At 55.0% G+C, this 21,897-nt stretch carries 22 protein-coding genes; 13 read left to right on the top strand and 9 right to left on the bottom strand.

Annotated elements, in window-relative coordinates:
* The first annotated feature begins 37 nt into the window (after nucleotides 1-37).
* Nucleotides 38-505: a nuclear transport factor 2 family protein gene (locus K1718_RS22595; protein ID WP_152503088.1), complete on the top strand. Its 468-nt coding sequence runs from the start codon at nucleotides 38-40 to the stop codon at nucleotides 503-505.
* Nucleotides 495-1,328, top strand: coding sequence for an ergot alkaloid biosynthesis protein (locus K1718_RS22590; RefSeq protein WP_265680761.1), 834 nt, complete (start codon nucleotides 495-497; stop codon nucleotides 1,326-1,328). The genes K1718_RS22595 and K1718_RS22590 overlap by 11 nt, the downstream gene beginning before the upstream one ends.
* A gap of 151 nt (nucleotides 1,329-1,479) precedes the next feature.
* On the opposite strand, the gene K1718_RS22585 is transcribed toward K1718_RS22590, so the two are convergent.
* The 4 genes from K1718_RS22585 to K1718_RS22570 all read right to left on the bottom strand — a co-directional run bounded on the left by K1718_RS22585 (nucleotide 1,480) and on the right by K1718_RS22570 (nucleotide 5,386).
* Nucleotides 1,480-2,619, bottom strand: coding sequence for a site-specific DNA-methyltransferase (locus K1718_RS22585; RefSeq protein WP_209006683.1), 1,140 nt, complete (start codon nucleotides 2,617-2,619; stop codon nucleotides 1,480-1,482).
* Between the two features lie 140 nt (nucleotides 2,620-2,759).
* Nucleotides 2,760-3,437 (bottom strand): DNA-3-methyladenine glycosylase I, encoded by a 678-nt coding sequence (locus K1718_RS22580; protein ID WP_265680762.1) that lies wholly within the window; start codon nucleotides 3,435-3,437, stop codon nucleotides 2,760-2,762.
* Nucleotides 3,438-3,630: 193 nt separating this feature from the next.
* Entirely contained in the window at nucleotides 3,631-4,437 is an 807-nt protein-coding gene (locus K1718_RS22575) for an amino acid ABC transporter permease (RefSeq protein ID WP_265680763.1), read from the bottom strand.
* Nucleotides 4,438-4,585: 148 nt separating this feature from the next.
* Nucleotides 4,586-5,386, bottom strand: a complete 801-nt coding sequence (locus tag K1718_RS22570; RefSeq protein WP_265680764.1) for a transporter substrate-binding domain-containing protein — start codon at nucleotides 5,384-5,386, stop codon at nucleotides 4,586-4,588.
* A gap of 197 nt (nucleotides 5,387-5,583) precedes the next feature.
* On the opposite strand from K1718_RS22570, the gene K1718_RS22565 reads away from it, so the two are divergent.
* Nucleotides 5,584-7,095, top strand: coding sequence for an AMP nucleosidase (locus tag K1718_RS22565; RefSeq protein ID WP_173006126.1), 1,512 nt, complete (start codon nucleotides 5,584-5,586; stop codon nucleotides 7,093-7,095).
* Nucleotides 7,096-7,207: 112 nt separating this feature from the next.
* Here K1718_RS22565 and bfr read toward each other — a convergent pair whose 3' ends face one another.
* The 3 genes from bfr to mutY all read right to left on the bottom strand — a co-directional run bounded on the left by bfr (nucleotide 7,208) and on the right by mutY (nucleotide 9,772).
* A complete protein-coding gene (gene bfr / locus K1718_RS22560) occupies nucleotides 7,208-7,693 on the bottom strand; it encodes a bacterioferritin (protein WP_152503083.1) in 486 nt (161 codons plus the stop codon).
* A 222-nt stretch (nucleotides 7,694-7,915) separates the two neighbouring features.
* Nucleotides 7,916-8,398 carry a fasciclin domain-containing protein gene (locus tag K1718_RS22555; protein ID WP_152503082.1) on the bottom strand — a complete coding sequence of 161 codons (483 nt, stop codon included), beginning with the start codon at nucleotides 8,396-8,398 and terminating at the stop codon, nucleotides 7,916-7,918.
* A 306-nt stretch (nucleotides 8,399-8,704) separates the two neighbouring features.
* The gene (gene mutY, locus K1718_RS22550; protein WP_265680766.1) at nucleotides 8,705-9,772 is read right to left on the bottom strand and encodes an A/G-specific adenine glycosylase; all 1,068 of its coding nucleotides are present in this window, start codon (nucleotides 9,770-9,772) and stop codon (nucleotides 8,705-8,707) included.
* Nucleotides 9,773-9,977: 205 nt separating this feature from the next.
* Here mutY and K1718_RS22545 point away from each other — a divergent pair, with 205 nt between their 5' ends.
* From K1718_RS22545 to K1718_RS22510, 8 genes are all read left to right on the top strand, one after another.
* On the top strand, nucleotides 9,978-10,505 hold the full coding sequence (locus K1718_RS22545; RefSeq protein WP_209006682.1) for a DUF721 domain-containing protein: 528 nt from the start codon (nucleotides 9,978-9,980) through the stop codon (nucleotides 10,503-10,505).
* A 198-nt stretch (nucleotides 10,506-10,703) separates the two neighbouring features.
* On the top strand, nucleotides 10,704-11,339 hold the full coding sequence (locus K1718_RS22540; protein WP_152503080.1) for a thioredoxin domain-containing protein: 636 nt from the start codon (nucleotides 10,704-10,706) through the stop codon (nucleotides 11,337-11,339).
* 87 nt (nucleotides 11,340-11,426) lie between these two features.
* Nucleotides 11,427-14,885 (top strand): chromosome segregation protein SMC, encoded by a 3,459-nt coding sequence (smc, locus tag K1718_RS22535; RefSeq protein WP_265680767.1) that lies wholly within the window; start codon nucleotides 11,427-11,429, stop codon nucleotides 14,883-14,885.
* Between the two features lie 369 nt (nucleotides 14,886-15,254).
* Nucleotides 15,255-15,641: an AtpZ/AtpI family protein gene (locus tag K1718_RS22530; RefSeq protein ID WP_152503078.1), complete on the top strand. Its 387-nt coding sequence runs from the start codon at nucleotides 15,255-15,257 to the stop codon at nucleotides 15,639-15,641.
* Between the two features lie 55 nt (nucleotides 15,642-15,696).
* Nucleotides 15,697-16,446: a F0F1 ATP synthase subunit A gene (locus K1718_RS22525; protein ID WP_152503077.1), complete on the top strand. Its 750-nt coding sequence runs from the start codon at nucleotides 15,697-15,699 to the stop codon at nucleotides 16,444-16,446.
* 72 nt (nucleotides 16,447-16,518) lie between these two features.
* Nucleotides 16,519-16,743 (top strand): F0F1 ATP synthase subunit C, encoded by a 225-nt coding sequence (locus K1718_RS22520; RefSeq protein ID WP_055111220.1) that lies wholly within the window; start codon nucleotides 16,519-16,521, stop codon nucleotides 16,741-16,743.
* A gap of 82 nt (nucleotides 16,744-16,825) precedes the next feature.
* Nucleotides 16,826-17,377, top strand: coding sequence for a F0F1 ATP synthase subunit B (locus tag K1718_RS22515; RefSeq protein ID WP_265680768.1), 552 nt, complete (start codon nucleotides 16,826-16,828; stop codon nucleotides 17,375-17,377).
* A gap of 10 nt (nucleotides 17,378-17,387) precedes the next feature.
* Nucleotides 17,388-17,867 (top strand): F0F1 ATP synthase subunit B, encoded by a 480-nt coding sequence (locus tag K1718_RS22510; protein ID WP_265680769.1) that lies wholly within the window; start codon nucleotides 17,388-17,390, stop codon nucleotides 17,865-17,867.
* Nucleotides 17,868-17,949: 82 nt separating this feature from the next.
* On the opposite strand, the gene K1718_RS22505 is transcribed toward K1718_RS22510, so the two are convergent.
* The gene (locus K1718_RS22505; RefSeq protein ID WP_265680770.1) at nucleotides 17,950-18,609 is read right to left on the bottom strand and encodes a ribonuclease HII; all 660 of its coding nucleotides are present in this window, start codon (nucleotides 18,607-18,609) and stop codon (nucleotides 17,950-17,952) included.
* 45 nt (nucleotides 18,610-18,654) lie between these two features.
* On the bottom strand, nucleotides 18,655-19,788 hold the full coding sequence (locus K1718_RS22500) for a PA0069 family radical SAM protein (RefSeq protein ID WP_265680771.1): 1,134 nt from the start codon (nucleotides 19,786-19,788) through the stop codon (nucleotides 18,655-18,657).
* Between the two features lie 111 nt (nucleotides 19,789-19,899).
* Between K1718_RS22500 and K1718_RS22495 the strand changes: the two genes are divergently transcribed.
* Nucleotides 19,900-20,592, top strand: coding sequence for a glycosyltransferase (locus K1718_RS22495; RefSeq protein ID WP_265680772.1), 693 nt, complete (start codon nucleotides 19,900-19,902; stop codon nucleotides 20,590-20,592).
* 456 nt (nucleotides 20,593-21,048) lie between these two features.
* Nucleotides 21,049-21,861 carry a 2-keto-4-pentenoate hydratase gene (locus tag K1718_RS22490; protein WP_265680773.1) on the top strand — a complete coding sequence of 271 codons (813 nt, stop codon included), beginning with the start codon at nucleotides 21,049-21,051 and terminating at the stop codon, nucleotides 21,859-21,861.
* Nucleotides 21,862-21,897: the final 36 nt, after the last annotated feature.

Raw genomic sequence — 21,897 nt, 5'->3', positions numbered from 1 at the left:
GAGACGGTAGCGTTCCGGCGTTGAAAGGTAAAGTCAGATGACGACGCAACAACCTCAATTGACAGATTTCGCAGCCTTGTTGCGCAAGGCTCTCGGTGATGCGCTCAAACCGGGTTCAGAAACGCTTCTCGATATGGTCTGTGACGAGATCGTTTTTGAATTCCCCTATGCGCCAGAGGGTGCAATTCGAAGACTGGATGGCAAGGCGGCACTTGCGCGTTATCTGCCACGGGTTGGCAAGCTGGTTTCTTTGCACACTTTGGCTTTGCATCAGGTGACCGCCAATGCGGATCATTCTCGATTTGTTGTTGAGTTCAGTTGCACTGGAGAAAGCAAGGTGACCGCCTCAAGATACGATCAGGACTATATTTCGGTGATCGAACTGAGAGACGGATTGATCAGCACATACAAGGACTATTGGAACCCACTTGTGGTTTTGGCTGCGGCCGGAAGCACGGAGTCGCTTCGTCAGATCTTGCAGAACGAGATGCAAGATGAGCGCTGAGTATCTTGTGACGGGCGGCACGGGGAAAACCGGCCGACGGATCGTCAATCGCCTGCAAGAAAGCGGCTTCACGGTTCGTGTGGGAACGCGAAACCCCGCAGTAGCCAACCACGTGTTGCATGACTGGGAAAACCATGACGGCTTTGCTGCCGCCTTGGATGGGGTCACCGGCGTATATCTACTCGCACCGACCGATCGCGCTGATCATCTTGAGCTCATGAAGCCGTTCATTGATCAGGCGCTTGCGCTCGGTGTGAGCAGATTTGTTCTGTTAAGTGCATCGTCGCTTCCGTCAGGTGGGCCAATGATGGGGCAGGTGCACGACTATCTGCAGAAAGCAGCGCCGGAATGGTGTGTGCTTAGACCCACGTGGTTCATGCAGAACTTTTCAGAACAGCAGCACTTGAAAACGATCCGCGGGACCAATGAGATTTATTCTGCGACGGCTGACGGACGCGTACCTTTCATTGATGTGGACGATATCGCAGAAGCAGCACTTGCTGCACTGACTGGGAAATCCGCGGTGAACAATGACGTGGTGCTAACGGGCCCTGAAGCACTTTCATACGAAGACGTGGCCAGGATACTCTCAGCTGAGACCGGACGTGAGGTTCGCTATGTCGAACAAAGTGAAATGCAGATGATCAATCGCTTCACCAGTCTGGGAATGCCGCGCAATTACGCCGAGATACTGGCGGGAATGGACGTCAGTATCTCACAAGGCTGCGAGAACAGAGTGACTGACGACGTGAAAAAACTGACCGGCACTCAACCGCGCACATTTGCACAGTTTGCGCACCTAAATCGACAGTCGTGGATCTGATTGTCCCAAATCGAAAGTGCCTGACACAGGCGATAGTCTGCAACACGTTCAAAAGTAGGGAACCAAAAGAAAAAACCCGCCCTCGTTTCTGGAGGGCGGGGAAAGTGGGATCCCGCGGGGAACGCGAAGTCTCTTCTGCTTTTTATATTCGTCAGGCCTGCAGTCTTGATCTGATTTCCTTGCGGAGGTCGTCAATCGGAGCTTTTCTGCTGCCTTCTATTGTGTGCCAGAACGTCCAGCCATTGCAGGCTTCCTGGCCTTGAACCAGAGCACCCACTTTGTGGATGGAACCGGTGTGATCTCCGGACTTGAGCGAACCATCTGCCCGAACGACTGCCAGATGTTTGCCTTTGGAACAGGTCAGTTCAGTGCCCGGTTGCAGGAGACCGTTTTCGAGCAATGTGCCGAAAGGAATGCGCTTCTGGGCACGTTTGCCCTTTTGCATTTCCAAAGCGCTCGCATCACCCGTTTCAATGGCGTCAATGCGCTCCATCGCGGCATCGATATAGTCCTGCTCGCGTTCAACACCAACAAAGTTGCGGCCAAGTTTCTTGGCGACAGCGCCGGTGGTGCCGGTTCCGAAAAACGGATCGAGCACGACATCGTCCGGTTTTGAAGAAGCGGTCAGAACCCGGTAGAGCAGGGCCTCCGGCTTTTGGGTCGGATGCACTTTCTGGCCGTCGGCACCTTTCAAGCGCTCTGCGCCTGTGCAAAGCGGCAAATGCCAATCCGAACGCATCTGAAGGTCTTCGTTGAAGACTTTCAACGCATCATAGTTGAATGTCGGCTTCGCATCCTTGGATTTGACAGCCCAGATCATCGTCTCGTGGGCATTGGTGAACCGCTTGCCGCGAAAGTTCGGCATCGGGTTGGACTTCAGCCAGACAATGTCATTCATGATCCAGAAGCCGAGATCCTGAAGGATCGCGCCGACACGGAAGATGTTGTGATAAGACCCGATCACATAAAGTGAACCGTCAGGTTTCATCACCCGGCGAACCGCCAGAAGCCATGCTCTGGTGAAGGCATCATAAGCCTCAAAGCTCTCGAACTGATCCCAATGATCGTCACACGCGTCCACCTTGGACTGATCCGGCCGGTGCAGATCGCCACCCAGCTGGAGATTGTAGGGTGGGTCGGCAAAGACCAGGTCGACAGACCGGGACGGCAGCTTCTCAAGGGCGGCTACGCAGTCGCCCTTCAAGATCGTGTTCAGCCAGGAAGCAGATGCTTCCGTCGAATTTGTTGGATGGGGTGCCGCGGAGGACACCCCGGTACTCAGTACACTCATTGCGACGCAATACCTCACGCAATTTCGAGTGTCATGGTTACCGGGTTTGGTAAATCAGCGGTTAAACGACCAAAACAAAAATTCTTATTGAATCAATGCTTTGTTTACAATCGTAAAAGTTAAATGAGAAGTTAATGACATCATCCGACCGAAAAGGCCAGAATTCTGCTGATTTCATTCATGCTGCGACCGGAAGTTGCTTTCCATTCGTTAAAAGCAACCTGCGCGGCATTTAGATTTTTTTTCGACATGCGGTCATTCTCAATGACACTTTCACGGATAAGGGCATTAACCACATCGCCTGTGAGGATGAAACTTTCCTTGCCCATGAAGCGCAGGGCGATTTGTCCTGTACTCCCTCCCAGGCGACTGCCGCGCTTCTTGATCGTCTCCATCAATCCGACCTGATCGCTTGGCGGATACTGCGCAAAAAATCGGGACGCGCTCCCGTGTTCTGAAGCAAGATCCTTCAGGAAGATAGCGTTGTGCTGGACCGACTTGATTTTAGCGCCATTTCGCACAATGCGCGTATCTTTCATGAGGGCTTCATAGGCTTCGTCAGGCAAGAAGGCGAGGCGGGCGACATCGAAGCCTTCGAACGCCTCTTCGAAACCCGGCCATTTCTGGTCGATGACCTTCCAGCTGAAACCTGCCTGAAAGACACATTTCGTGAACATGGAGAGCCAGCGGTCATCGCCGATCTGTTCAAGTTCATCTTCGGATTTTGGTTGATTGTGCTCACTCAAGAGCTTCTTCAAATTGTCCGGACCGCCCTTTTTTTCCTCTGCCAGCGTTTCAATTTCTTCAAAAGAACGCATTCCTTTTATCCCCCAGGTGCAGCGCATTGCTCAAGTCGACGTAAGATTCCACAGAACTACACGTTGGCAAAGCGTGGTGTGCCGTTTCAAGCGCGACCAGCTGAAAGTCGAAATATGCCTGTATGACAGAGTGAAAGGTTGTTGGGCCTCGACACCAAATCAAGAACCACATGTCGAATTCGCCAAACGGGATTTATCGTTCTCCGACAATGCGGGTGCGCTCAAATCTGCGCAGTGCCAGCGAAAGCGTTATGGTCATCATCAGGTAGATGAGGGCAACGATGTTGTAGGTCTCGAAATACCGAAAGGAACCGGCAGCATAGACCTTGCCGAGTTGGGTGATGTCGGCAACGCCAAGAACAGACACCAGCGAACTGTCCTTGATCATGGCGACAAAATCGTTCCCGAGTGGCGGGAGAATTGTCTTTAACGCCTGGGGGAACACGATCAATCGAAACCTGAGCCACCGGTTCATACCAAGCGCTTCAGCTGCCTCGATCTGTCCCTTGTCGACTGCCTGAATGCCGGCTCGGAATACCTCGGCAATAAAAGCTGAATAACCGATAGTCAGTGCCAGGATAGCGCGCCACAAAAGCGGGAAGTCGCGCGTGCGCAGAGGTTCCTGGCCGAGGGGTTCCAGGACCGCATTAATCAGCGCAATCAGCAGCGGGGTCCCGACAAAGGCGATGTAAAGCAGCAAGACGATGATCGGCAATCCGCGCACGATTTCGACATAAAACCTTGCCACTTGCCTGAGAATCAGGGAACCGGACAATGAGGCCAGAGCCAGAAGAAGACCAAGCACAGACGCCAGGAAGAAACCGACAAGCGTGACGAAGATCGTCAGACCGATCCCGCGAGAGACCGTTGCCATGACCTGGCTGTAGATATCGTCTGTTGCGATTTGTATCAGCATGAATACCGCTATGCCGCAGGCGGCGACCAGCCAGTAAGGGAAGTCTTGCTGTGAAGCGCCGGTTTGCTTGGATTTGCGGAACATGGCTCGGTCTTTGGTTGGATATGAGATAAGTGCCACCGGCCTGGAAAAACTGACAAGCCAGTAGATAAAAAACAGCCGGCACCGGAATACTTTCCCCGATACCGGCCTAACGGCGGCGTCTCTATTTGGTTAGAGAACGCAGGGGGTGCTATTGCCCCACTTTATAGTCGAAGAACCACTTCGTATTGAGCGCATCAATGGTTCCATCGCTGCGCATGCTGGCAATTGCCGCGTTGAACGGGCCGACGAGTTCGGAACCTTTCGGGAAGATGAAGCCGAAATCTTCCGTGCCCATCGGATCGCCGATCAGCTTGAACGTGTCCGGGTTGGCAGCGACATAGCCTTGTCCCCCGGTGCTGTCTGTCAGAACGAGATCGACATCACCGGTCTTGAGTGCCTGAACAGACGCGCCGAATGTTTCAAAGAGCTTGATACGCGGGTTGGCCTCGTCTCCATCCAGGACATCATAAACAGTCACGTAAAACGGTGTTGTGCCCGGTTGCGCACCGGCCAGAAGGTCATTGTTGGCAGCAAAACTCTTGGGATCGGTGAAGCGGTCTTCATCTTCTCTGACCAGCATGAACATTTCGGAGCGCATGTAAGGGTCTGAAAAATCCACTTGCTGTGCACGGTCTTCACGAATGGTGATGCCGTTCATGGCGAGGTCATATTCACCTGCACTGATTGCGGGGATCATGGCATCCCAGCTGGTGTTTTGGAACGTGACTTTCACGTTCAGTCGTTTGGCGATCTCGGCAATTGCGTCATATTCCCAACCGATTGCATCGCCAGACTTGGGATCAACGAACTGAAGAGGCGGGTAGGTGTTTTCCGAAGCAATGACGACTTCCTTGCCGTCAAGGTCGGGAAGGCTGTCGGCAAGGGCAGTGTAGCTGGCACCAAACACCGCGGCAGCTGCAAGTGCAAAAGAAACTATGGACCGTTGCATGGGAAACTCCTCGTAAAAATTCATGATGACAATACCGGCTTCACATCGTCGGGAAAAGTGCATCTGATTTGCCTGGAACTATAAGCGCAGATTTTTTCTCTCTGCGAAAAAAAATTCAAAAACAGATGCCGGATCTATTGACCCGGACATGAGTTGGCGGGACTGTGTCGCCCATAACAACAATAAGGAGACGGTTTATGTCCAACAGTATCAGCACGAATTTTCAACTCGAAGTCCGGCGCGTGCGGCTGGCGCCTTCACATCCGCTCGAGGTTTTTACCGACGCCGACAAGGCGGTCGACAGGCTGATTGAAATATTTGAAGACAACACTGCATTTTTGCGTTCCCAGTTTCAGAACCTTCTGGAAGGCAAGGAAATCACCGAACGCGTAAGAGCGTTTTATCCGCAAGTGCGGATCGTGACCGACAGCCATATACGTCTGGACAGTCGCTTGTCTTACGGTTTTGTCTCCGGGCCGGGGACACACGCCTCAACCATCACACGGCCTGATCTTTTTCGAAATTATTTGCGCACGCAGCTTTCGCTCCTGATGAAGAACCACGATGTGCCAATTCAGGTCGGTGACAGTGAAATGCCGATCCCACTGCATTTTGCCTTCTACGATGGAACGCATGTGGAGGGTGGCGCCGCAGCGGCCAATCTGGAACGCCCGCTGGCGGATATATTCGACTTGCCTGATTTGACTGTGATGGACGATTCCATCGCCAATGGCACTTATGAGCCAAGCGACGGGATCATGCCGCTTGCGTCTTTCACGGCACCGCGCGTTGACTATTCGCTGCACCGTCTTCAGCACTATACGGCAACGGCTGCCGAACACTTTCAGAACTATGTTCTTTTCACGAACTATCAGTTTTACATCGACGAATTTTGTCGCATGTCCCAGGAACTTCTGGCAAATCCGGATAGTGGATACGAGGCTTTTGTTTCACCTGGTAACCTGGTGACCAAGGCAGGAGATTGCGAGCCCTGCAGCGGCACCGAGCCTGCGAAGCTGCCTCAGATGCCGGCCTACCATCTGAAGCGGGCCGATGGCAGCGGCATCACTATGGTCAATATTGGCGTCGGTCCGTCGAATGCCAAAACCATTACGGATCATGTGGCAGTACTGCGGCCGCATGTCTGGCTGATGCTTGGCCACTGTGCCGGTCTCAGAAACAGCCAGACACTTGGCGATTATGTGCTTGCCCACGGTTATGTGCGTGACGACAACGTTCTCAATCAGGATCTGCCGGTTTGGGTGCCGATCCCGCCTCTGGCGGAAGTGCAGGTTGCGCTTGAAGATGCGGTTGCCGAGATCACTGGCATTGATGGCTATGACCTAAAACGTGTCATGCGAACCGGCACTGTTGTGTCACTGGACAACAGGAATTGGGAACTTTGGGATCAGCCTGAACTTGTCAAAAGGTTCTCGCAGTCCAGGGCGATCGCGCTTGATATGGAATCGGCGACAATTGCGGCCAATGGATTTCGTTTCAGGGTTCCTTATGGAACGCTTCTGTGTATCTCTGACAAACCGTTGCATGGAGAATTGAAATTACCGGGCATGGCGACCGATTTTTACAAGCGGCAGGTTGCCCAGCATCTGGAAATCGGCATCAGGGCAATGGAAAAGATGCGCGACATGACGGCCGAACGGCTGCATTCCCGCAAACTCAGAAGTTTTGCCGAAACAGCTTTCCAGTAGGATATTGGAGGTTCGAAGGACCAGCTCGGTATGTAATCTGACTGGTTGGTCGAAAACGCCTAACTAAAGGACAAAAAGGCCACGCGTCATCAACGCGTGGCCAGAATTTTGTTTATTCGGCCTCGTCCGCAGGAACGGCATTCAACATGCCATAGCGCTCGATACCGATTTTTTCCAAAAGGTCCAACTGTGTTTCCAGGAAGTCGATGTGTCCTTCTTCGTCTGCAAGAAGTTCTTCAAACAGCTGCATGGAGACATAGTCGCCTTCGTCGCGGCAAATGTCGCGGGACTTGGAATAGGAAGTGCGAGCGTCGTATTCACCCGCCAGATCGGATTCCAGGACTTCCTTGATATTCTGTCCGATCCGCAGAGGTGCGACCTTCTGCATGTTCGGATGGCCCTCGAGGAAAATAATGCGATCCGTGATTTTGTCGGCGTGCTGCATTTCCTCAATGCTTTCTTCACGCTCTTTTTTGGCCAGTCTCGCAAATCCCCAATCGGCGAGGAGGCGGTAATGCAGCCAATATTGATTGATCGCGCCGAGCTCCAGAAAGAGAGCCTCATTCAAACGCTCGATGACCTTCTCATTTCCCTTCATGGGATGCCTCCTGTAGTTGAATCTGATCGCACTTTAGAATTATTCTAGGGTGCGTGTCCAGACAATCAAAGCCTGAAATCGGAATAAATTGACGCACTCCGGTTTATGAGTGGAATTGCGCCTCCGGTAAAGTGAGACAAACACCTCGCACCGCTGCAGATCAAAAAAAGCGCGGTCTTCAGACAAGACCGCGCCTGTTTTCACTTGGATCTTTCGAGTGGATTACGACTTCGGGATGATAACCGTGTCGATGACATGGATGACGCCATTGGACGTTTCGATGTCGGCAGTCACGACGCTGGCATTGTCGACTTTCACGCCGTCGGTTGCGTCAACGGAGATCTTGCTGCCTTCCACGGAAGCAACTTCTGCCTTCTTGCCGGCGATATCCGATGACATCACTTTGCCCGGGACAACGTGGTAGGTGAGGATTGCAACGAGCTGATCTTTGTTTTCCGGCTTGAGCAGGTTCTCAACTGTGCCTTCAGGCAGTTTGGCAAAAGCTTCATCGGTCGGAGCGAAGACAGTAAATGGACCTTCGCCCTTCAATGTGTCGACGAGACCGGCAGCTTGAACGGCGGCAACCAGTGTACCGAAGGATCCGGCTCCGACTGCGGTGTCAACAATATCTTTCTGGCCGGCTTTGGCAGCTGACAACGGCAGGACGAGAAGTAGGGCAAAGACCAGTTTCTGAACGAATTTCATGACGCACTCCCTTGGTTTCACAAAGACACAGCTAGCCTGTTCCCGGAAAGGACGTTTCCCGAGGATTTTCAGGTGCTTGGTTGAATTCTGTGTCGCTCCTGTTACGACGGCCCGTTCGATTTGGATGAGGAAAAAATCGGGCTGAATTTATCCGGATTTTTGGTTGATCCAGAAGCGGTCGTAAAACGTGGTCGTTCTCGGTTCGGTTGTAGATCTGTTGGAATTGCCAGGCGATGGAGCCTGAAAGCGTCTGCCATGGCGAGGTCATTGTGTGCGGCTGTCCACAAACGCGTTGGCGTCTCAGAACTAGGAAAGGGCTGATACCAGCACCTTACGCATAACCGTTGGGAGCGCTTCGCTTTCAAGCGCATCAGGTTCAGACCACCAACTGTCCTCAAGTTTTGGCAATGTGTCACCGGAAAGGTCGGCCCTGAAAATCGTGAGTCGCAAATGAAAATGAGTGAAAGTGTGTTTGACTTCGGATGGCCGCTTTTTCCAGTTCGCAGGGAAGGGGGCATCTTCCAGGGATGTTTCAACATCAAACTGCTCAGCCCAATGGGTTCCGGGCACTTCTGTCATACCGCCAAGCAGGCCGCTTGGAGGCCGCCGACGCAATAACACAGCGCCGTTGCCGGCATTTACGGCAACAAATGCCGCGCCAATCCGGGTTGGTTTCTGCTTCTTGGGAGCCTTTCGCGGCAGTGTTTCAGCAATTTCGGTTCCCTGGACCTTGCAGTTGGAAGTCCAGGGGCAAAGCGCGCAAGCTGGCCGCCTCGGCGTACAGATGGTGGCACCGAGATCCATAACCGCCTGCGCAAAGTCACCTGGGCGCACATTCGGGGTCAACTCGCCCATACGGGCTTTTACAAGAGGTTTGGCATCGGGCAACGGCGTTTCGATCTGGTCCAGCCTTGTTATGACGCGCTCAACGTTGCCGTCGACAACAGCCGCATGACTGTCAAAGGCAATGGTTGCTATGGCCGCTGCAGTGTAGGGCCCGATCCCTGGCAATTTTAGAAGTTCCGCTTCGGTCTCGGGAAATCGCCCATCCAACTGGTCGGCGACAGTGTTTGCGCATTTTTTGAGGTTGCGGGCACGGGAATAGTAGCCGAGCCCTGCCCAGGCTTTCATTACATCTTCCTCGCTTGCAGCAGCGAGGTGCTTGATGGTCGGCCAGGTTTTGACGAACTTCTCGAAATAGTCCTTCACGGCCGCAACTGTTGTTTGCTGCAGCATGATTTCCGACAACCAGACGCGATAGGGATCCGGAACTTCACCAACGGCTCGGTCCTGCGGTGAAACTCTCCAGGGAAGGCGCCGCGCATGGCGATCGTACCAGTCAAGCAAGGTTGAAGCGGCAGAAGCAGATGTCATGATATCACTTGGGTTCTCAAGGCAGTTTCACGGATTGAACCTATGGAAAGCCTGGGGACAACTTTGCTGGTAATCATCAGTGAATTGGATTGCACCAAGTATTCGTCGTCATTTTGTCGTATTCTATTGGAACACTTCATCCCAGGCCCCAAGCTGAGTATTGAAATCTGATTTCATCAGTTTGGTGAGGAGGTATGTCATTCGCGTGGTAAAGGCAAACGCTCACCACACGCCCAAAGGGGCGAAACCGCTTGCCGATCTTGTCGGCAAGGCGATGACGCCTGCCTGCAGGAAGCGAGGGTTTGCCTCTGTCGACATCGTGGCAGCCTGGGCAGACATCGTCGGAGAACGCTACGGCGGTAGGGTTCAGCCTGATCGCCTGATCTGGCCGAGAAGGCCGGACCTCAGTGACCCCGACCGACCGCCGGAACCGGCAACACTTGTCGTTCACACGGATGGGGCGACTGCGCTGATGCTTTCCCATGACAGCGCGCAAGTGATCGAGCGCATCAACACCTTCTATGGCTGGGCAGCCGTCGGTCGCCTCAAGATCTTGCAAAGACCGGTTCAAACGAGACTGCAAAAACAGCCCAAGCGACTGCGCGAACTGACGCAATCGGAGGAAAAGCGCCTGGAAGAGAGTCTTGAAGGTGTTGAAAACGACCGTTTGCGACAGGCTCTCAAGAAACTCGGTGCTCAGGTTATCGCCCGCAATCCGGACAAGGCCGCTTAAAACGTCTCTCCCTAGAATAGGCAAAAACCTGCATTTCGCGGCGATCTGCGATAACAACACCGTGATGCAAGCGCTTGTTACGTCCTCTCTCTTGCCACATTTGATAAGCCTTGTTGACGCGGCGTGTCCGAAGGGGCACATGAGACGTTGGAACGGGCACTTGCGAGTGCCGCTTTGACTTTTGACAGGACAATGTTCGTGACCCAGAACCGTAGACAGTTTCTAAAAACCACTGCCTTGGCGACAGCCGCATTCGGCCTGGCCGGCAGTCTTCCTGCCCTTGCCCAGTCCGTCAACGTGGACGAGCTCATGAAACCCGGTCCATTGGGTGAAAAAGCGCTGGGTGACGAAAACGCACCGGTGACCATCATCGAATATGCGTCCATGACTTGTGGTCACTGTGCAAGTTTCCACAAGCGCACCTGGCCGGATCTGAAAAAGGAATACATCGAGACTGGAAAAGTCCGGTTTGTGTTCCGTGAATTCCCGCTGGATCCGGTCGCTGCCGCCGCCTTCATGCTGGCGCGTTGCGCGCCTCAGGACAAATACTTCGAGATTGTGGATACCCTGTTTGAAAACCAGAGATCATGGGCATTCACCGACAATCCGTACCAATCCATGCTCGATTTTTCGAAACAGATCGGATTTACACAAGAGTCCTTTGAGGAATGCTTGACAAACCAGGGCTTGCTTGACGCAGTTAACGCTGTGAAAGACCGTGGTGCCAACGAGTTCGGTGTAAACTCCACGCCAACGTTCTTCATCAATGGCGAAAGAGTGTCCGGGGCACTGTCGATTGAAGAGATGGGCAAACTTATCGAGGAAAATCTCTAATCCGGCTTTTAAACAGCCGGAGGTGCAAGCCTGCCTTGATCCAATCCTGTTCTCATCGGCGCTCACTCCTTGGGAGTGTTGGCGCCGATGAAGTTTTCGAAACTCCGTATCGTAGGCTTCAAGTCCTTCGTTGAACCGATGGAATTCATCATCGGGAATGGCCTGACCGGTGTGGTTGGGCCCAATGGCTGCGGCAAGTCCAATCTGGTGGAGGCTCTCCGCTGGGTGATGGGCGAGAACTCCTACAAGAACATGCGGGCGTCCGGAATGGACGACGTTATCTTCTCGGGAAGTTTGAACAGGCCTGCACGTAACACCGCCGAAGTCACTCTGTTTCTGGACAATCCGGACCGCACGGCACCGACGGCTTTCAACGACGCAGACCTGCTTGAAGTCAGCCGGCGGATCGAACGCGAGCAAGGTTCCAACTACAAGATCAACGCAAAGGATGTCCGTGCTCGTGACGTGCAGCTGCTGTTTGCCGATGCCTCCACGGGGGCACGGTCCCCGGCAATGGTTCGTCAGGGACAGATTGGCGAACTGATTGCCGCCAAGCCGACATCTCGTCGTCAGATCCTGGAGGAAGCAGCGGGCATATCGGGGCTTCATTCGCGCAGACATGAAGCCGAGATCCGTTTAAGAGCGGCGGAACAGAACCTTGAACGGCTTGAGGACGTCCTGGTGCAGATCGATGGGCAGCTTGACAACCTGCGCCGACAATCACGCCAGGCGACCAGGTACCGCAACCTTTCTTCTGAAATCAGGTCTGCTGAAGCCTCGATTCTCTATATTCGATGGACCCAATCCCGCGATGCTCTTGCAACGGCCGAAAGTCATTTCGCCGAAGCGCAGAAACAGGTCAACGAGGCTACAGGTCTCCAGGCTGAGAGCGCCCGCGTTCAGGCAATAGCTGCACATAAACTTCCGGAACTCAGAGACGATGCCGCCAAGGCCGGAGCTGCCCTTCAGCGTCTTGTGCTTGCACGGAACGAACTGGATGCAGAAGAGCGGCGGGTTAAAGAGCGTCTGCAGGATCTCGAACGCAGGTTGGTCCAGCTGGCAGAGGACATCCGCCGTGAACAGACCATGGTCTCCGAGAACGACGAAGTGCTTGAGCGTCTGGGTGAAGAAAGAGCGGAGCTTCTTGAAGAAAACGAGCTGGTGCAGGAGCGCACGGAAACCGCGCGCGAGAAGGTTGCCGAGGCTGAAAGTTCCGTTCATGAGCTCGAGGCGACACTGTCAGACCTGACGGCCACAGAGGCGCGCGCGCGCGCAGAGCGGCAACAGCTGGAAAGAGCTGTCGCGGACAGCCGCCAGCGCGCCGATCGCTTGCTTGCCCAAGCGCAGGACGCGCAACAAACACTGCAAGAACTCGATGCTCAAATGGCCGAGCAGGACGGAGTTGCAGAAAATCGCGAGGCGCTAGAACTCGCAGAAGAAGCACTGGCCGAAGCCGAAGCGGCGGTTGAAGAGGCTGAAGCGTCCACCCGGGAAGCCCGTGAGAGCGAACAGGCCGCACGTGGCCCCTTGAGCGAGGCGCAACAATTGCTGCAGGGGCTCGAAACGGAAGCACGCACTCTTGAGCAGGTTCTGAATGTTCATTCCGAACAGGATCACACACCCGTTGTTGAACAGATCCAGGTTGAACAGGGGTTTGAAACTGCGCTCGGCGCTGCACTTGGTGAGGACCTCGACGCGACGCTCGAAGATGCGGCTGCGGTCAAATGGGGCCAGGCGCTACCTGGCGAAGACGACCCGTCACTGCCTGAAGGCGTACGGCCATTGTCGGCAGTTGTTGTTGCTCCGGTTGAGTTAAGCCGCCGCCTGGCGCAGATAGGCATTGTCTCTCAGGAAGAGGGGTTGCGGCTGCGAGCTGCGCTTAAGCCCGGGCAACGGCTGGTTTCCGCAGAAGGGGATCTCTGGCGCTGGGATGGGTTTGTCATTGCAGCCAATGCCCCGACACCGGCCGCACAACGACTTGCGCAGAAAAACCGCCTCGCGGAACTGGCGGACGAGATCGACGCTGCAAGGCGTCTGGTCGGGAAGCATCAAGAAGCACTGGAAGAAGCTGTAAATGCGATTCGCAAGACCGTAGAGCTTGAACAGGCTGCGAAAGGCAAAGTTCGGGATGGACAGCGCGTTGCAGCCTCAGCGAGAGAAGCCTTGGGCGCGGCAGAACGGGCCACGTCGCAGCTTTTGGCCAGGCGGGAAGCTGCCCAAGAGCGAACCGAACGCCTTGGCGAGGAAGCCGAGATCGCGCGCGAGCAGGCTCTGGAGGCCGAAGAACGGTATGAGGCCGCACCTGAAAGCTCGAGCTATCGAGATCGCATAGAAGAGCTGCAAGCAAAGGTCGGTGCTGCTCGAGGTGTATTGGCGGAGGCGCGTGCCGTTTCTGAAGGGCTGACACGCGAACAGCAAATGCGCGACAGGCGTCTGGAGTCGATCGCCCGGGAATATGATGGTTGGAAAACCCGGGCCGCCAATGCCGCGCAGCAAATTTCCACTCTGACCGAACGGCGTGCAGAGGCGGAAGAAGAGCGGGCAGAGCTAATCGAAGCGCCCGAGGATATCGAACTCAAGCGTCGCGAATTGTTTTCCGCAATTGCCAATGCGGAAGAAATCAAGAAGGAAAAGGATGATCGCCTTTCCCAGGCTGAGCTTGATCTATCGGATGTCGATCGTGCAGCAAAGGCTGCGATGGAGGCGATGGCCGGAGCGCGGGAAGAAAAAATCCGCGCCGAGGAACGATTGGATGCAGCGCGCGAACGCAAAGGCAATCTTGAACGCAGGATCGACGAAGATCTTGAAGTGACGGTTGCGGCGCTGCCGGAAATCGCAGGCTTGAAAGACGGAGCTCCCTTGCCGGATCCCGAAGCGATGGAACGCAAACTGGAGCGGTTGAAAACCGAGCGAGAGCGTTTGGGAGGGGTCAATCTCCGGGCGGAAGAAGAACTCAAGGAAATCGACGAACAGAAAACCACTCTGACATCGGAACGGGACGACCTGATAGAAGCGATTCGCCGTTTGCGCACCGGCATATCCAACCTCAATCGGGAGGCGCGCGAACGTCTGCTTGCTTCTTTTGAAGTTGTCAACGGCCATTTCCAGCGACTATTCACGCATCTTTTTGGTGGGGGTACCGCAGAACTTCAGCTCGTGGACAGCGATGATCCGCTCGAAGCCGGATTGGAAATCGTTGCCCGTCCGCCGGGCAAGAAGCCTCAGACGATGACCTTGTTGTCTGGTGGTGAGCAGGCGTTGACTGCTATGTCGCTGATTTTCGCTGTTTTCCTGACCAATCCGGCTCCGATTTGTGTTCTAGACGAGGTTGATGCACCCCTCGATGACGCCAATGTCGAGCGTTACTGCGATCTTCTGGACGAAATGTGCGCAAGCACGGAAACCCGATTTGTTGTGATCACCCATAACCCGATCACCATGGCCCGCATGAACAGGCTGTTCGGCGTAACCATGGCCGAAAGAGGGGTGTCGCAACTGGTATCCGTCGATCTGGAGACAGCCGAAAGGTTTCGCGAAACCGGCTAAGGCCTTGGCGACAAAAGGTCTGTTCGTCCGCGCGGTTTCTCAATCGCCTGCCCGTCTTCAGACCCCTCGATACCGCATCGCATCAATTCGTGGCGGTTCCGCGATCTAGTGCATGTCTGAGCCACACCAAATGATTCATTCGGCGTTGAAATCGCCCCTGAAACGCATTTGGTGCGCACTGCCGCAGGATCAGCATGCAACTTAGGTCTGGGTAATTTGATGTGACCACAAAAAGATAATATTTTTCAATTAGATAAGGAATATTGATGGCTTCTTGACACGGCATGAGGTGCCGACTATGGTGCGCGCGGCTTACGGGGCTCTCCCGTTGTTGTATCTGACATGTCGGCGTGGTGAGGACTTAACAGCATGTCTTCGCAAAACGGCGGTGACGAAGATCAGAACGGCGACGCACCGGAAGCGGGTCTGTCGGAACGGCGGGCTCAATTGAACCGGATGCTTGATGACCGGCGTGTCGAGGAAGAAAAAGCCGCGCGCAAGTCACAGAGCAACTCATCCGGATACGCACAGGCGATGAAACTGTCTTCGGAGTTCATTGCAGGTGTGTTGGTGGGGGCCGGGATCGGTTGGGTGGCCGACCAATGGCTAGGAACAGCGCCTCTGGGGCTGATTGTGTTCCTTCTGTTGGGCTTTGCAGCCGGTGTTTTGAATGTTCTGCGCTCGGCCGGTGTTGTCGAGCAGCCAGGGTCTAAGGGCACCAGCAAAGAAGACGTTCACAAGAACAGACCGGACTAGATTTTGTCGCGCCTTTCCGGCGCTGTGATAATGAACGAGCGAAGAAGGCTGGCCGGTGGCGAACGATCCGATCCATCAGTTCCAAATCCAGAAAATCTTTCCGATTGAAGTCGGAGGCATGGATTTCTCTTTCACCAATTCTTCGTTGTTCATGGTTTTGACCGTGGCAGCGACATCTGCATTTCTGATCTTCTCGACCAGTGGTCGCGGCCTGGTGCCGACCCGGGTGCAGTCGGTCTCGGAAATGATGTATGAATTCATAGCGGGAACGCTTCGAGACGCGACAGGGACCGACGGGATGCGATTCTTCCCGCTTGTGTTCTCGCTCTTTATGTTCGTTCTCGTCGCCAACCTCTTCGGGATGTTCCCGTACTTCTTCACCATCACAAGCCACATCATTGTCACCTTCGCCTTGGCGATGCTGGTGATTTTGACCGTGATTTTTTACGGCTTTATGCGGCACGGGATGAAATTCCTGAAACTTTTCGTCCCGAGTGGTGTTCCTGGCGCACTGATCCCGCTGGTGACAATGATCGAGGTTATCTCGTTCCTGTCCCGCCCGATCAGTCTTTCCGTTCGTTTGTTTGCGAACATGCTCGCTGGGCACATCACATTGAAGGTTTTCTCCGGCTTCGTCGTCAGTCTTGGTGCCATGGGTGCTGTAGGCATCTTCGGCGCGGTTCTGCCGCTCGCCATGACTGTCGCTTTGACGGCGCTGGAATTCCTTGTCGCCTTCCTGCAGGCCTACGTCTTTGCCGTTCTGACCTGCATGTATCTGAACGACGCAATTCATCCTTCACACTAAGGGTAATCCAAATCACACGGTGATAGAACGCCGTGCGTGAGAAATCTGCAAACACATCTAGGAGCACGTGTCATGGAAGCAGAAGCAGCAAAATACATCGGTGCGGGTATCGCATGCCTGGGCATGGGCGGCGCTGGTATTGGCCTCGGCACCATCTTCGGTAACTACCTCGCAGGCGCCCTGCGCAACCCGTCCGCTGCCGATGGCCAGTTCGGCCGTCTTATCTTCGGCTTCGCCGTGACGGAAGCTTTGGGCATCTTCTCCCTTCTGATCGCCTTCCTCATCCTGTTCGCTTAATCGCTCTCAAGCAGCGACATTTGATGCGACTCCGGTGGCGGCGCTCCAATAGCGCCGCCTAGCCGGATTTAGGAGACAGGAAATGGCAGGCGAAACGACCACTGAAGGCCATGCGGCCATCGCGGAAGCAGCCGGCGAACACGGCGTGGGCTTCCCGCCGTTCGATGCGACGACTTTTGCGTCCCAGTTGTTCTGGCTCGCAATCACTTTCGGTATTTTCTATTGGATCATGAAGAACGTGGCGATGCCGCGGATCGCTGGGATCCTGGAAGACCGCAAAGACCGTATCGCCGGTGATCTTTCCGAGGCCAACCGCCTGAAGGAAGAAACCGACGCAGCGATCGCCGCATACGAACAGGCGCTTACGGAAGCTCGCAACAAGGCTCATGGCATTGCCCATGACACGCGGGCCAAGCTGAAAGCCGAGCAGGATGCGCGCCGGGAAAAAGCTGAAACCGAACTAAGCGAAAAGCTGAAAGCGGCGGAAGCGCATATCACCGGCATCAAGACTGAAGCTCTGTCCCAGATCGAAGAGATTGCCGGAGACACCACATCAGCTCTCGTTGAGCAGCTGATTGGTAAGGCTCCGACAAAAACAGATCTGAACAAAGCGCTGAAGTCGGCGATGAACTGAGGAGACGATCATGGACGCAACATTTTGGGCCCTGGTCGGTCTCGTTCTCTTCTTCGCTCTGATCGCCTATCTCAAGGTTCCCGGCAAGATCGGCGGATCGCTTGACGATCGCGCTGACACTATCCGCAAGGAACTGGAAGAAGCACGCAAGATGCGCGAAGAAGCTCAGGCTCTCTTGTCGGAATATCAGCGCAAGCGCCACGAAGCTGAAGGAGAGGCTGAAGCCATCATTGCTGAAGCCAATTCAGAAGCAGAGCGCCTGACGGTTGAAACCAACCAGGCTCTTGAAGAGATGATCGCGCGCCGCACAAAGGCAGCTGAAGACAAGATCGCTCAGGCAGAAAGCCAGGCAATCTCTGAAGTCCGCGCCAAGGCAGCCGACATCGCCGTTGCAGCAGCCGAGGAAATCCTCACTGCAAAAGTTCAGGACAAAGTCGCCGACGACATCCTGACCAAAAGCATCGCGCAGGTAAAAGAGCGCCTGAACTAAAGCTTGGGTTCTTCTGAGTTAAGATAAAAAGCGGCCGCTCGAGGCCGCTTTTTTTATGCGGCCGCCGTGCCCGCTCTTCACATCAACCGCGCGACCTCTCTTTGGCCAGCCGGACGGGCTTGAAACTCATCCTGTGGTGGACCGTCGGGCCGAGTGTCTCAAGAGCTTCCTGATGTCTGGGCACGCCATATCCCTTGTGCTGGGCAAAGCCATATCCCGGAAACTGATCCTCGAGCTGGACCATCATTCGGTCCCGCGTAACCTTGGCAACAATGGACGCAGCAGCGACACAAAGGCAGCGGCCATCTCCCTTGATCAACGCCTGACCCGGTTGCGACAGGCCGGGTGGAATATCCCTGCCGTCAATCAAGACATAGTTGGAGACTTTCGGCAGTCCGTTGATGGCTCTAACCATTGCGGAAAGCGTCGCCGTGCGGATGTTGAGACGGTCAATCGTCGCTGGAGACGCGCTGGCGACACAAATCCAGGCGCTCGAAACAATGTCCAGATACAATGCTTCGCGTCTGGCCTCGGAGAGCTTCTTGGAATCGTCCAGCCCATCCGGTACGCGCTCGTAATCCAGAACGACTGCAGCGGTGACGACCGGTCCCGCCCATGGCCCGCGTCCAGCTTCGTCAACACCGCACAATAGCCCGTTGAATTCTGCAGCGTATTTGCGCTCAAGAGACAGATCCGGGCGATCGGGAAAAGCAAGATCGAACAAGGACGGGGTGCCAGTCATGTCGATCAACCTGCCGTTTGCAAGAAATCACTTCAAGCCGCGATCTCAAAAGAGATCCAGTTGCACACCACCTTTTTGAGGTTGTCTGAAGTCGTCCAGGTTCAGTTTCTTCCTGCGCAGGCTGAGGCCCAGACGTTTCGCGGCAAGAGAATAGCGTTTGGAAATCTGAACTGCATAGGGACCTCGTCCTCTCATGCGGTCTCCCCATCTGGCATCGTAGTCCTTGCCGCCACGCATTGACCTGATGAGGTTCATGACGTGCCTGTACCGATCAGGGCAATGTCTAAGCAGCCAGTCACGGAAGAGTTCAGAGACTTCAAGGGGGAGCCGCAAAAGAACATAAGCGGCTTCCTGCGCACCATGTTCGGTAGCAGCTTCCAGTATGCTTTCAATCTCGCTGTCGGTGAGAGCTGGGATGATGGGAGCCATCATAACCAGGGCAGGGACACCAGCTTCGTTCAGGGCTTTGATTGCGCCAAGACGTTTGTGTGGTGCGGACGCTCGGGGTTCCATGGCACGGCACAGTTTCTTGTCCAGCGTGGTTACGGACAGCGCGACCTTGACCAGATTGCGCTCGGCCATACGCGCGAGGATGTCAATGTCCCTGGTCACGAGGGCTGACTTTGTGACAATCGCGACCGGGTGAGAGCAATTGTCGAGAACCTCCAGGATTTCTCGCATCAACTTGTATCCGCGTTCCAGCGGTTGATAAGGGTCGGTGTTCGTGCCGATGGCAATCACGCGGGGAATGTAGCCCGGTTTTGACAATTCCCTTTCTAGAAGCTGTGCGGCATTGGGCTTTGCAAAGAGACGGGTTTCAAAATCCAGCCCTGGAGACAGTCCCATATAGGCGTGGCTTGGTCGTGCAAAACAGTAGACACAGCCATGCTCGCAACCGCGATAAGGGTTGATCGAACGGTCAAAGGAGAGATCGGGCGAAGAATTGCGCGTTATGATCGTTCGTGCTCGCTCTTCCTGTACCTCGGTCTTCAATGGGGGCAAATCCTCAAGACTATCCCAACCATCATCAAAGCCTTCGTAGGATAGCGGTTCGAACCGACCGGATTTATTAAGGGCTGAGCCCCGGCCCCTTCGTCTGTCTTCAGTCAACCGAGGAGCGCTGTCTTCGGTATTGTCTGCCTCATGCTGCGCTGCAGCGAATTGCAAGGGCGCGCTCATGAGCGTATCTGGCGAGTAAACGAGAACATAATAGGAACATTAGCCAATTTCCGGGCGTTCTCAAGCCCATTCACTCGCACTTTGAAAAAAAATCCTGTAGAACTTCGGAACATGATTAGCGTCATTATTCCGACATACAATTCCGAAACCGAGTTGGTTCATGCCCTCTCGGCGCTGGTGCCCGCAGCCGCGGAAGGCGTCGTGCGCGAAGTCGTGGTCGTGGACGGAGGCTCATCGGACAATACTGGCCAGGTTGCGGACGCAGCCGGTTGTCATTGGGCGGTCTTGAAGAAATCAAAGGCTGAACGCCTCGCACTGGGTGCTGAGATCGCCAAAAGAGGCGACTGGTTGCTGTTCCTGCAACCGGAAACGCTGCTTGAAAGCGGTTGGCACCATGAAGCACAGGCGTTTGTCGAGCGAGCAGCCCACGCACCTAACGGACCCCGCACTGCAGCCAGTTTCCGACTGCGATACGAAGCATTCGGGCCAGGTGCTCGTCTTGGCGAATCCGTCGCAGCGTTCCGCTCCCAGCTTCTCGGTATGCCTTACGGAAATCAGGGGCTGCTGATTTCACGCCAGTTCTACCAAAAACTCGGTGGACACAGGCCTTTGCCGCAGCTGGAAGATCTCGACATTGCAAAACGTATCGGTCGTGGCCGAATGGTGTTTTTAAGGGCTGCCGCGGTCACATCCGGCGAACCGCAGCAGGAAGGTCTCATTGCGGGCCTGCGCCAGTCGCTCGCCCGCTTCTGCGTCGGAATCCTGCGCATTCCGGCAAGGGTCGCGATAAAACTCCACGGTTAGTGGCAGGCAGCGGCGATTTAGGCGGCGAACTGAAATAACAAAACATTCCCTGAATTGGTCAGATACTCCAGAGCGGGTTTGTCATCTAATTTTCAGCTGCCAGGAACCATCCGGGTTTCTCTGGCCGTCGCACCTTGAACGCAATCCAGGTCCTAGGGACCTGAGCGCATTGTTCCTTGGGACTGTGTCCTGGGCCGAATACTCAAAAATGAAACGTAGCTGATGTCCGCCTTCGGGCCGGGAGGAGGAGACAGTCTGCTAGTGAGCCGGAAAACGGCAATAACGGACGGTAGGTTGAACTACGTGATCGTCCAACTCGCGGCTTTTTGCGGTTATTGGAATGGAGTGCCGTCAAGGCCCGGGAGCCTCAAGCGACAAATGCATGGTCGCCTCGCAGTTGTAATGGGCGGCCAGAGCGGCGACTGTCTTGCAGGGACACTGCGAGGAGTTATTTAGATGTCGGATACGATGGAAGATGCCGCGATTGAGGCCTATGCCGCCGAACTGCTTGAGGCCTATGACACGGGCAACCAAATTGCGCCAATCACCGATCGCGACCCGGCTTTCGACGCCGAATCGGCGTATTCCATCGCCCACAGGGTCACCGCACTGCGCGAGGCCCGGGGCGAGCGGAGGGTGGGCCGCAAGATCGGTTTCACGAACCGGACGATCTGGCCGCTCTACGACGTCACGGGACCGATGTGGGGGCCGGTGTGGGATACGACCCTGCATGATATCGGTGAAGGCTCGCACAGATTGCCGAAATTGCCCGAGCCGCGGCTTGAGCCCGAGATTGTATTCGGCCTGAAGTCCGCGCCACGGGCAGGGATGAGCGAGACCGAGCTTGCCGGGTGCATCGACTGGGTGTCACACGGGTTTGAGGTCGTATTTTCGTCTTTCCCCGGCTGGCGCTTTTCCGACGCGGACTGTGCCGCCGCTTTCGGCTTGCATGGCGCGCTCTATCTCGGCCCAAGACTGCCCCTGACGCGATCCGTTGTCGAACAATTGCCGCGCTTTCGCGTGGTGCTTGAGGGGTCGCGCGGCAAGCGGCTTACGGGCTGCGGCGCAGATGTTCTGGACAGTCCACTCACAGCGCTCGGTCATCTCCTGAACACACTGGCAGCTGACAGCGATGCACCGCGGCTGAGCGCGGGAGAGATCGTCACCACCGGTACCCTGACCGATGCCGCACCGATCATGCCCGGTGACCACTGGACCACCCGGCTCGATGGCATTGATCTGCCTGGAATAAAGATCAACTTTATCTAAAGCGCATCTTCCAAATAAGGGATCATTTGATGACGG

The organism is Roseibium porphyridii (assembly GCF_026191725.2).
GTDB classification, from domain to species: Bacteria; Pseudomonadota; Alphaproteobacteria; order Rhizobiales; family Stappiaceae; genus Roseibium; species Roseibium porphyridii.
Note: the sequence above shows the minus strand (reverse complement) of the source record. Positions and strands in the feature narration are given on the sequence as shown.